Source organism: Kitasatospora sp. NPDC093806, assembly GCF_040683335.1.
Taxonomy (GTDB): domain Bacteria; phylum Actinomycetota; class Actinomycetes; order Streptomycetales; family Streptomycetaceae; genus Kitasatospora.
Genome location: NZ_JBFBDO010000173.1, coordinates 1 through 10,343 on the forward strand (window position 1 = coordinate 1; position 10,343 = coordinate 10,343).

Annotated in this window: 1 protein-coding gene; it reads right to left on the reverse strand. The window is 74.0% G+C overall.

Annotated features, from left to right (window positions below; translation table 11 throughout):
* On the reverse strand, positions 1–10,301 hold a 10,301-nt coding region (locus AB0N76_RS37955), incomplete at its 3' end, for a type I polyketide synthase (RefSeq protein WP_363565392.1).
* Positions 10,302–10,343 lie beyond the last annotated feature (42 nt).

The window sequence follows — 10,343 nt, forward strand, 5'->3', positions numbered from 1 at the left end:
CCCGCGAACTCCGCCTGCGCCGAACGCACCAACCCCCACACCGCAGCACCACCCAGATCCACCACATCCGACCCCGACCCCACACCCACCGCACCGGCAGTCACCACCACCAGCCGGGAATCGAGGAAAGACTCGTCGGCGACCCACTCCTGCAGCGCGGACAGCGTGTCGCCGACCAGCGCGCGAACCGCGTCCGCACCCGCGTCACCGGTCCGACCGGTCGCGCCGGTGCACTCCAGCAGCACCAGCTCCGGCCGGGCCACCTCGCCGCGCGCCACCTGCTCACGCAGATCGGCGAGCGTCGGGTGGAACGTCGCACCGGACGTGCCCGAGGCCGGCGCGAACCGGGACACGTCGGCCGAACCGAGGACGGCGACCCGTACGGAATCGGTCGGGACCGGGGCAGTCGGCAGCGGCATCCAGTCGAGCTCGAACAGGGAGTCGGGAGCGCCGGCCGCGTTCCCGCCGCCCACCTGGTCCGCCGAGACGACCCTCAGCGCCAACGAGTCGACCGAGACCACCGGCAACCCGTCCGCGTCCGTCATGGTCAGCGAGACCGCCTCCCGGCCGGCCCGCGTCAGCCGCACCCGCAGGGCCCCAGCGCCGCTCGCGTGGAGCCGCACCCCGGACCAGGCGTACGGCAGGCGGGCCTCACCCACCTCACCGACCAGACCGCCCAGTCCGACGGCGTGCAGAGCCGAATCCATCAGCGCGGGGTGCAGACCGAACGCACGCGGGTCGGACCCGGCGTCCTCCGGCAGCACGGCCTCGGCGAACACCTCGTCCTCCGTCCGCCAGACGGCCCGCAGGCCCCGGAAGAGCGGCCCGTAGGCGAAACCGGACTCCAGGAGGTCCGGGTAGAAGCCGTCGAGGTCGACGGCCTCCGCACCGACCGGCGGCCACGCGCCCGCCATGACGGGCGCCGCCTCCGCCGGACCCGAGCCCACCGACAGCGAACCCGCCGCATGCCGACGCCACGCCTCCTCGACCCCGTCCGACCCCACACCCTCCGGCCGCGAGTACACACCCACAGCCCGCACCCCGGACCCGTCCGGAGCACCCACCACCACCTGCAACTGCACCCCACCGCGCTCCGGAAGCACCAGCGGCGCCTCCAACGTCAGCTCCTCCAGGACCCCACAACCCACCTGATCGCCGGCCCGCAGCACCAACTCCACGAACCCCGTCCCCGGCAGCAGCACACTGCCCAGCACGGTGTGGTCGGCCAGCCACGGGTGCGTGGCGAGGGAGAGCCGGCCGGTGAACAGGACCTCGTCGCTGTCCGCGACCTCGATCGCCGCACCGAGCAGCGGGTGCGCGGCGGTCTCCAGGCCCAGCCCGGTCGCGTCCTTGACGCCCGCCCCGGACACCTCCGGCCAGTAGCGGCGGCGCTGGAAGGCGTACGTCGGCAGGTCGATCCGGCGAGCGCCGGTGCCCTGGAACACGGTCTCCCAGGTGACGGGGGTTCCCGCCGCGTGCAGACGGGCCAGCGCCTCGACGGCCGTACGAGCCTGGTCGCGGTCCCGGCGCAGGGACGGGACCACGGCGCGCGCCGGGCCGTCCTGCGGCAGGCACTCGGCCACCATCCCGGACAGGACGGCGTCGGGGCCGACCTCCAGGAAGGTTCCGGTACCGAGGTCGAGCATGGTGGTCACGGCGTCCGCGAAACGCACGCCCTCGCGGACCTGGCGGACCCAGTAGGCGGGGTCCGTCCACAGCTCCGTCTCCACCCGGCCCGTCACCGTCGACACCAGCGGCAGCACCGGCTCACGCAGCTCCAGGCCCGCCACGACAGCCCCGAACTCCTCCAGCATCGGGTCCATCAGGCCCGAGTGGAAGGCGTGGCTGACCGTCAGACGACGAGTGCGGAAGCCCCGCTCCGCCGCAGCGGCGGCCACGGCCAGGACCTGCTCCTCCTCGCCCGAAAGGACCAGCGACGACGGACCGTTCACGGCCGCCACCCACACGCCGTCGGTGTCCGCGAGCAGTTCGCGAACGTTGGCCTCGGGAGCCCCAACGGCCACCATCGCGCCGCCCTCGGGCAGCGCCTGCATCAGCCGACCGCGCGCCACGACCAGCGTGCAGGCGTCCGCGAGGGACAGCACACCGGCGACGTGGGCGGCCGCGATCTCACCCACCGAGTGACCCGCCAGAACACCAGCGGACACACCCCACGACTCGAACAACCGGAAGAGAGCGACCTCAAGCGCGAAGATCGCCGGCTGCGCCGCTCCGGTGCGGTGGATCGATTCGTCCGACGGCAGCTCCACCCCCAGCTCCGCACACACCTCGGCATACGCCCGAGCGAACACCGGGAAGGCACTCAACTCCCGGCCCATCCCCGGCCACTGCGAACCCTGACCCGAGAACACCAGGCCAAGACGCCCGGCGCTCGGCGACGAAACAGCGGCCGAACCCGAGACCAGCTCGCCAAGGCGAGACAGCAACTCCTCACGATCGCCCGCGACCACAGCCGCCCGCTGCTCGAACGCCGAACGCGACGTCGCCAGCGAGAACCCCGCATCCAGCAGACCGAGTTCGGGATTCACCCCGAGCCAATCCAGCAGCTCCGAAGCCTGGCCCCGGACCGCCTCCACGGACTTGCCCGACAGCACCACCGGCACGACAGGGAGCCCGGCGACCTCCTCGACGGTCTCCTCGACGTACAGCGCGGCCTGCTCCAGGATCACGTGCGCGTTCGTCCCGCTCACACCGAACGAGGACACCGCCGAACGCCGGGGACGGTCCGTCTCCGGCCAGGTCTCGTTCCTGGTCAGGAGCTGAACGGTGCCGGCCGACCAGTCGACCTCCGTCGACGGCGCGTCCACGTGCAGCGTGCGCGGCAGCACACCCTCCCGCATCGCCATCACCATCTTGATCACACCCGCCACACCGGCAGCCGCCTGCGTGTGGCCGATGTTCGACTTGACCGAGCCGAGCCACAGCGGCTCGTCGGCCGAACGATCCCGCCCATACGTCGCCAGCAGCGCCTGCGCCTCGATCGGGTCACCCAGCCGCGTCCCCGTCCCGTGCGCCTCCACCGCGTCCACGTCCGTCGCGGACAGTCGCGCGTTGGCCAGCGCCTGCCGGATCACCCGCTGCTGCGAGGGACCGTTCGGCGCGGTCAGACCGTTGGACGCACCGTCCTGGTTCACCGCCGAACCCCGCACCACCGCAAGGACGTCGTGACCGTTCGCCACCGCGTCCGACAGCCGCTCTACCAGCAGCATGCCGACGCCCTCGCCCCAGCCGGTGCCGTCCGCTCCGTCGGCGAACGCCTTGCACCGGCCGTCCACCGCGAGACCGCGCTGACGCGAGAACTCCACGAAGGTCGCCGGAGTGGACATCACCGTGACGCCGCCGACGAGCGCGAGGTCGCACTCACCGCCGCGCAGCGCCTGCGCCGCCAGGTGCAACGCCACCAGGGACGACGAGCACGCCGTGTCCACCGTCACCGCCGGGCCTTCGAGCCCGAACACGTACGACACCCGGCCCGACATCACACTCGCCGCGTTGCCGATGCCGAGGTGGCCGTCGCCGCCGTCGGCGGTGCGGGTCAGCAGCGAGGCGTAGTCCTGACCGTTGGTTCCGGTGAAGACACCGGTCGCGCTGCCCTTCAGCGTGGCCGGGTCGATGCCGGCCCGTTCGAAGGCCTCCCAGGAGGTCTCCAGCAGCAGGCGCTGCTGCGGGTCCATCGCCAGCGCCTCGCGCGGCGAGATCCCGAAGAAGGTCGAGTCGAACTCGCCGACGCCGCCGAGGAAGGCGCCTTCCCTGACGTAGAGCTTCCCCGCGGCGGCGGGGTCCGGGTCGTAGAGGTCATCCGCGTCCCAGCCCCGGTCGGCGGGGAACGGGCCGACCGCGTCCACACCCTCGGCCAGCAGCCGCCAGAAGTCCTCGGGGGAACGCACGCCGCCGGGGAAGCGGCAGCTCATGCCCACGATCGCGATCGGCTCGTCCGTCCCCGCGAGCCGGGTCGCCGGGGCGTACTGCTCCGGCTCTCCGCCGAGCAGTTCAGAGGCGAGGTACTCGGCGAGGTCGGCGGGCGTCGGGTAGTCGAAGACGAGGGTCGCCGGCAGGCTCAGACCGGTGCCGGCGTTCAGCCGGTTCCGCAGCTCCACGGCCGTGAGCGAGTCGAAACCGGCCTGCTTGAACGCGCGTTCCGGGTCGACGGCGGCCACCGAGGGGTGGCCGAGCACGGCCGCGGCGTGCGCGCGGACCTCGTCGGTCAGGAGCTCGACCCGCTCGGCCGTTCCCAGGCCGGCCAGTCGCCGCACCAAGGACGAGCCGCCCCGCGCCGACGCCTCGTCGGCGCGCTCGCGGAGCTCCCGGACCTCGGGGACGTCGCTGATCAGTGCTTCGGCAGCCGCCCCGGCCAGGACGGGCCGCAGTCGGGCCCAGTCGAGGTCCGCGATGACCACCGCGGTCTCGTCGCGGTCCAGCGCCTCCTGGAGGAAGGCGAGGGCCTGCTCCGCCGCCATCGGCGTCACCCCGTTGCGGCGGATCCGCTCGCCCGCCGCGTCCCCGGCCGCGGCCATGCCGCCGCCGTCCCAGGCGCCCCAGGCGACGGCCGTCGCGGAAAGGCCCTGAGCACGGCGGTGGTGTGCCAGGGCGTCCAGGAAGGCGTTGGCGGCCGCGTAGTTGGCCTGGCCGGCCGCGCCGACGACACCGGCCAGCGAGGAGAACAGCACGAACGCCGACAGGTCGAGGGACGCCGTGAGCTCGTGGAGGTGCCAGGCCGCCGTGGCCTTCGGGCCCAGGACCCGGGCGAAGCTCGCGGGGGTCAGGGAGTCGAGCACGCCGTCCTCGACGACGCCCGCGACGTGCATCACGGCGGTCAGCGGCCGCTCGTCGGGGATCCCGGCCAGCAGGCCTTCGACGGCGGCGCGGTCCGCGACGTCGCACGCCACGATCGAGACCTCGGCGCCCAGCGCGGTCAGCTCGGCCGCGAGCTCGGCGGCGCCCGGTGCGTCGGCGCCCCGGCGGCTGGTCAGCAGCAGGTGCTCCGCACCGCCGCGCGCCAGCCACCTGGCGACCTGCGCGCCCAGGGCGCCCGTGCCGCCGGTGACGAGCGTGGTGCCGCTCGGCCGCCAGGCCGCCTCGGGCCGCGCGGACCGTCCGGCCCTCGTCAGCCGGCGGGCGTGGACACCGGCCGGCCGGATCGCGACCTCCTTCTCGTCCGATCCCGCCAGCACGCCGACGAGCTGGTCGACGGCCCGGGCGTCCACGGAGGCGGGCAGGTCGGCCAGTCCGCCCCACCGCTCGGGGTACTCCTGCGCGGCAACGGCACCGAGGCCCCAGAGCTGGGCATGCACGGGCCTCGTCACCGGATCCGTCGCGTCGACGGACACCGCGCCCTGGGTCACTGCCCACAGCCGTCCGGTGACGCCCGCGTCGTCCATGGCCCGGAGGAGCAGGGTCGTGCCGAGCAGAGCCGGCCACTCGCCGCCTCCGCCCGGCTCCCCCTCCGCCAGCCCGAGCAGGGAGAGGACACCGCTGACGTCACCGGCGGCCGCCAGCCGGTCGGCCAAGGCCTGCCGGTCGGCACCGGCCGGGTCGAGGTGCAGCGGGAGGACCTCGGCACCGTGGGCACGCAGCGCGTCGGCGCACAGCTCGGCCGACGGGCAGTCCGCCGGTGCGACGACCAGCCAGCGTCCGGTCAGCAGGCCGGACGACGGCAGGGTGGTGCTCTTCCAGGTGACGCGGTAGCGCCAGTCGTCGGTGGCGGACTGCTCACGCACCCGCTGCCGGTACGAGGACAGCACCGGCAGGACCTCGCCGAGGGACTGCGACTGCTCCTCACCGACACCGAGTGCCGCACTCAGACCGGCCAGGTCACCGCGCTCGACGACCTCCCAGAACCGGCCGTCCAGCACCTCCGCGGACGGCCGCTCCGAGGCGTCCAGCCAGTAGCGGCGGCGCTGGAAGGCGTAGGTCGGCAGGTCGATCCGGCGGGCACCGGTGCCCTGGAACACGCTGTCCCAGGTGACGGGGGCGCCGGCCGTGTGCAGACGGGCCAGGGCCTCGACGGCGGAACGGGCCTGGTCGCGGTCGCGGCGCAGGGACGGGACGACGGCGCGGGCCGGGCCCTCCTGCGGCAGGCACTCGGCCACCATCCCCGACAGGACAGCGTCCGGGCCGACCTCCAGGAACACGCCGGTACCCAGCTCCAGCATGGAGCCGACCGCGTCGGCGAAACGCACGCCCTCGCGGACCTGGCGGACCCAGTAGCCGGGGTCCGTCCACAGCTCCGTCTCCACGCGACCGGTCACGGTCGACACCAGGGGAAGGGCCGGCTCACGCAGCTCCAGGCCCGCCACAACGGCCCCGAACTCCTCCAGCATCGGATCCATCAGACCCGAGTGGAACGCGTGGCTCACCGTCAGACGACGAGTACGGAACCCACGCTCCGCCGCAACGGCCGCCACGGCCAGGACCTGCTCCTCCTCGCCCGATAGGACCAGCGACGACGGACCGTTCACGGCCGCCACCCACACACCCTCGGTCCCGTCCAACAGCTCCCGAACATCGGCCTCGGAAGCGCCGACGGCCACCATCGCGCCACCCTCGGGCAGCGCCTCCATCAACCGACCACGCGCCACCACCAAGGCACACGCGTCCTTGAGTGAAAGCACACCCGCGACGTGCGCGGCGGCGATCTCACCCACCGAGTGACCCGCCAGAACACCGGCCGACACACCCCACGACTCGAACAACCGGAACAGCGCCACCTCAAGCGCAAAGATCGCCGGCTGCGCGAACCCCGTCCGATGAATCGATTCATCCGACGGCAACTCGACACCGAGCTCCGCACACACCTCGGCATACGCCCGAGCGAACACCGGGAAGGCGCTCAACTCCCGGCCCATCCCCGCCCACTGCGAACCCTGACCCGAGAACACCAGACCAAGACGCCCCGCACTCGGCGACGAAGCAACCACAGCCCCCGACACGACATCCGCGAGCCGGGACAGCAGCTCCTCACGGTCCCCGGCCACCAGGGCAACCCGCTGCTCGAACGCCGAACGCGAGGTCGCCAGCGAGAACGCCACGTCCAGCGCCCGCGCCTCACCCCCGCGCACCCGCTCCGACAGCGCCGCAGCCTGCCCACGAAGCGCGTCCACGGACTTGCCCGACAGCACCACCGGCACCGCCGGAAGCGTGGCCACGGCCTCCTCGACGGTCGGCGCAACCGCCGCCGGCTGCTCCAGGATCACGTGCGCGTTGGTCCCGCTGATCCCGAAGGACGACACCGCCGAACGACGCACCCGCCCCGTCTCCGGCCAGGCCCGCGCCTCCGTCAGCAGCTCCACCGCACCCGCCGACCAGTCCACGTGCGGCGACGGCTCGTCCACGTGCAGGGTCCGCGGCAGCACACCCTCCCGCATCGCCATCACCATCTTGATCACACCCGCCACACCCGCGGCCGCCTGCGTGTGGCCGACGTTCGACTTCACCGAGCCCAGCCACAGGGGCAGTTCGGCGTCCCGGCCCTGGCCGTAGGTCGCCATCAGCGCCTGCGCCTCGATCGGGTCACCCAGCCGCGTCCCCGTCCCGTGCGCCTCGACCGCGTCGATCTCGGAGCCGGTGAGCCCGGCGCCGGACAGCGCCTGGCGGATCACCCGCTGCTGCGACGGGCCGTTCGGGGCCATCAGGCCGTTGGACGCACCGTCCTGGTTCACCGCCGAACCCCGCACCACCGCAAGGACGTTGTGGCCGTTCGCCACCGCGTCCGACAGCCGCTCCAGCACCAGGACGCCGACGCCCTCCGCCGAGCCGAACCCGTCCGCGGCGGCGGAGAACGCCTTGCACCGGCCGTCGGGGGCCAGCGCCTTCTGCCGGCTGAACTCGGCGAACATCGCCGGGCTGGCCATGACCGCCACGCCGCCGGCGAGGGCGAGGTCGCACTCGCCCGACCGCAGCGCCTGCGCCGCCAGGTGCAGCGCCACCAGCGACGACGAGCACGCCGTGTCCACCGTCACCGCCGGACCCTCCAGCCCGAGGCTGTACGCCACCCGGCCCGAGGCGACGCTCGCGGTGTTGCCCGCCAGCAGGTAGCCCTCGAACTCCGCCGGGGCGTCCTGGAGGCGGGCCGCGTAGTCCTGGTAGGTGAGTCCGAAGTACACGCCGGTCGGGCTGCCCGAGAGCGAGACCGGGTCGATTCCGGCCCGCTCGAAGGCCTCCCAGGAGGTCTCCAGCAGCAGCCGCTGCTGCGGGTCCAGGGCCTGGGCCTCGCGGGGCGAGATGCCGAAGAACTCGGCGTCGAAGTCGGCCACGTCGTGCAGGAAGCCGCCGCTGCGGGTGTACGAGGTGCCGGGACGCCCGAGCTCCGGGTCGTACATGCCCTCGATGTCCCAGCCGCGGTTCGTCGGGAAGCCGGAGACGGCGTCGTTCTCGGCCAGCACCAGGTGCCACAGGTCCTCGGGCGTCCGCACCCCGCCCGGGTAGCGGCAGCTCATCGCGACGATCGCGATCGGGTCGTCGTCGACCCGCGTCGCGACGGGCGCCCCGGCCCGGTCGGCGGCCCCGGTCACGCCCGCGAGCTCGCCGAGCAGGAAGCGGCTCAGCGCGGCGGCGGTCGGGTGGTCGAAGATCAGGGTCGCGGGCAGGCGCACACCGGTCGCCGCGCTAAGCCGGTTCCGCAGCTCCACGCCGGTCACCGAGTCGAAGCCGGCGTTCCGGAAGGGTGCGTTGAGGTCGACCTGGTCGGCCGAGACGTGGCCCAGCACGGTCGCCACCTGGCCGCGCACCAGTTCGTCGACGGTCCGCTCGCGCTCCGCGGCCGACATGCCGTGCAGGCGCCGCTCCAGGGGCGAGGCCGGCTCCGCCACCGCGTCGTTCCGTCCGGCGCCGGCCGCGACCAGCGCCCGGACCTCGGCGATGTCCCGGATCAGGGGCCGCTGCCGGGAGGAGGTGTAGACCAGGAAGTACCGCTCCCAGTCCAGGTCGGTGATGATCAGGCGCGTCTCGTCCCGGTCCAGCGCCTGCCCGAGGGCGTGCGCGGCCGAGTCGGGCGCCATCTCCAGGAGACCGTGGCGGTGGAGCAGGTCCCGCGCCACGCCCGCGGCCATTCCGCCCCCGCCCCAGGCTCCCCAGGCGATCGAGGTGGCCACCAGGCCCTGCTGGCGGCGCCACTGGGCGAACGCGTCCAGGAAGGCGTTCCCGGGCGCGTAGTTACTGTGGCCCGGGCTGCCGAACTCGCCGGAGAAGGAGGAGAACAGGACGAACGCCGAGAGGTCGAGCTCCCGGGTGAGTTCGTGCAGGTGCACCGCCGCGCCGGCCTTCACCGCCAGGACGCGCTGCATCTGGTCGACGGTCAGAGAGGTGACGGCCGAGTCCTCCAGGACGGCGGCGGTGTGGATGACGGCGGTGAGCGGCAGGTCGGCGGGGATGTCGGCGAGGAGCTGTGCGAGGGCCGCGCGGTCCCCGACGTCGCAGCGCGCGACCGTCGCCTTGGTGCCCGAGGCCGCGAGTTCCTCGACGAGTTCGCGAGCGCCGGGCGCGTCCGGACCGCCGCGGCTCACCAGCAGGAGGTGCTCCGCGCCCCGACGCGCCAGCCAGCGCGCGATCTGGCCGCCGAGGGCCCCGGTCCCGCCGGTCACCAGGGTGGTGCCGGTCGGCCGCCAGGAGCGGACGACCGGGGTCTGCTCACCGGGGGCGCGGACCACGCGCCGGGCGAACGACGCGGCGTCCCGGACCGCCACCTGGTCCTCGCCGTCCAGACCGGCGAGCACCGACGCCAGCCGCCGCGCCGCGCGTTCGTCGGCGGGCTCGGGCAGGTCGATCAGCCCGCCCCAGCGCTCCGGCCGTTCCAGGGCGAGCACCAGGCCGAGCCCCCAGACCTGCGCCTGCTCGGGGCTGCGGACGGCGTCCTCGGCGCCCGTCGACACCGCACCCGAGGTCACACACCAGAGCGGTGCCTCCAGTCCGCCGTCTACCATGCCCTGGAGCAGGGCCACCGTCGCGGCGAGACCGCCGCCGACGGCCGGGGCCTCGGCGAGCGGCCGGGCGTCGACGGCGAGCAGCGAGAGCACGCCCCGGACGGTGCGGTCGGCCGCGGCCGCGGCGAGCTCACGCGCGTAGTGCTCCCGGCCGGCGAGCGCCGCGTCGGCCTCGACGACGACCACCTCGGCGCCGCGTGCCGTCAACGCGTCCGCGCAGAGCTGCGCCCAGCCACGCCGACCGGACTCGGTCGGCGGTGCGACCAGCAGCCAGGTCCCGTCCATCCGGGTGGCACCGGCGTCGGCGACGGGCTTCCAGGTGGTGCGGTAGCGCCAACCGTCGACCGTCGAGTCCTCCCGCACCCGCCGACGCCACGACGACAGCACCGGCAGAACCGCACCCAG